The sequence below is a fragment of the Streptomyces sp. WG7 genome, assembly GCF_049975785.1.
Classification (GTDB): Bacteria; Actinomycetota; Actinomycetes; order Streptomycetales; family Streptomycetaceae; genus Streptomyces.
Genome location: NZ_JBNGGE010000129.1, coordinates 1 through 2,058 on the forward strand (window position 1 = coordinate 1; position 2,058 = coordinate 2,058).

Consider the following 2,058-nt stretch of genomic DNA (forward strand, 5'->3'; position numbering starts at 1 on the left):
GTCCGGGCTGTCGTTCGAGGCCCCACGCATCCCGGTCGTCTCCAACCTGACCGGTGCCGTCGTCACGGATGACATGGGCTCCGCGGAGTTCTGGGTCCGGCACGTCCGCGAGGCTGTCCGCTTCCTGGACGGCGTCCGCGCCCTGGAGGAGGCCGGTGTCAGCCTGTTCCTGGAGCTGGGTCCGGACGGTGTGCTGTCGGCGATGGCGCAGGAGTGCGTGACGGGCGAAGACGTGGCCATCGTTCCCGTGCTGCGCAAGGGCCGGTCCGAGGTCGAGACCGCCGTCACTGCTCTGGCGCAGGCCCACGTGCGAGGCGTCGAGGTCGACTGGCGGAAGTTCTTCGCCGGGACCGGTACGCGACGGGTGGACCTGCCGACGTACGCCTTCCAGCGGAAGCGCTACTGGCCGGAGGCGGTACCGACTGGCAACGCTCTGCCGGGCGGAGCCGTGGGCGCCGTGGATGCCCGGTTCTGGGACGCCGTCGAGCGCGAAGACCTCACGTCACTAGTGACCGCCCTTGGCACCGACGACGAGACCGCTTGGGCGAGTGTCCTGCCTGGTCTGGCGGCGTGGCGTCGGCAGGGTCGGGAGCGGTCGGAGGTGGACGGCTGGCGGTACCGGGTGGTGTGGAAGCCGCTGGCCGAGGTTTCCGGCGCACGGTTGTCCGGGTCGTGGCTGGTGGTCGTGCCGGCCAGGAGTGACGATGACGGGCCGGTGGTTAGTGCGCTGGCGGGGCGTGGTGCGGAGGTGCGCCGGGTCGAGGTCGAGCCGGGCGCGGACCGCGTTGCGCTGGCGGGACTCGTTGCCGGCGAGTACGCGGGTGTCGTGTCGCTGCTCGGGCTCGCTGAGTCGGTCTCATTGCTGCAGGCCCTGGGCGATGCCGGTGTGGACGCCCGGTTGTGGAGTCTGACGCGTGGAGCCGTTTCGGTCGGCCGGTCGGACCGGTTGACGTCGCCCGTGCAGGCTCAGCTGTGGGGACTGGGCCGGGTCGCCGCCCTGGAGGTGCCGGAGCGTTGGGGTGGTCTGGTGGACCTGCCGGAATCGCTGGATGAGCGTGCACAGTCCCGTCTGGTGGGCGTGCTGACCGGTTCTGGTGAGGACCAGGTGGCGGTCCGCTCCTCGGGTGTGTTCGGTCGTCGTCTCGTTCGCGCAGCACTGTCCGAGGCCACGGCGTCGTGGTCGCCGTCTGGGACGGTGCTGGTGACCGGTGGCACGGGTGCGCTGGGTGGTCGTGTCGCGCGGTGGTTGGCGGAGGCGGGTGCCGAGCGGCTGGTGCTGACCAGCCGCCGTGGCATGGATGCACCGGGTGCTGCTGAGCTGGTGGCGGAGTTGGGTGTCGACGTCTCCGTTGTGGTGTGTGACGCGTCCGACCGTGAGGCGCTGCGCGCTGTGCTCGCCGAGCATGCCGACTCGCTGACCGCCATTGTTCACACGGTGGGCGTGCTGGACGACGGTGTACTGGATGCCCTGACCCCGGAGCGCATTGACGGTGTGCTGCGGGCGAAGGCCACGTCGGCGCTCTACCTGCACGAGCTGACGACCGAGCTGGACATCACCCTCGACGCCTTTGTCCTCTTCTCTTCTGCCGCCGGTGTCTGGGGAGCCGCGGGCCAGGGCAACTACGCGGCCGCGAACGCCTACTTGGACGCCCTGGCGGAGCAGCGGCGTGCGGATGGTCTGGCGGCGACGTCGATCGCGTGGGGTCCGTGGGCCGAGGGTGGCATGGCGGCCGACGAGGCGATGGCCGCCCGGATGCGCCGAGGCGGTGTATCGCCCATGAACGCGGCAACGGCGCTGACCGCCCTGCACCGTGCGGTGGGCGCCCAGGACATTGTCGTCGCCATCGCGGACATGGACTGGGAGCGTTTCGTTCCTGGTTTCACGTCTGCGCGTCCCAGCAGGCTCCTCGCCGAACTGCCGGAAGCGATGGCGGTCGCCCGTACTGAAGAGAGCACGGATGAGTCTTCTCAGGCGGTCGGTTCGTCGTTTGCTGTGCGGTTGCGGGGGATGGCGGAGGGGGATCGTGCGTCGTTTGTCGTGGAGTTGGTGCGGGGGCT

1 protein-coding gene is annotated in these 2,058 nt (G+C 70.3%); it reads left to right on the plus strand.

Going from position 1 to position 2,058, the window contains the following annotated elements; all coding sequences use genetic code 11:
• Window positions 1–73 precede the first annotated feature (73 nt).
• On the plus strand, window positions 74–2,058 hold a 1,985-nt coding region (locus tag ACP4J0_RS38320; protein ID WP_426604044.1), incomplete at its 3' end, for an SDR family NAD(P)-dependent oxidoreductase.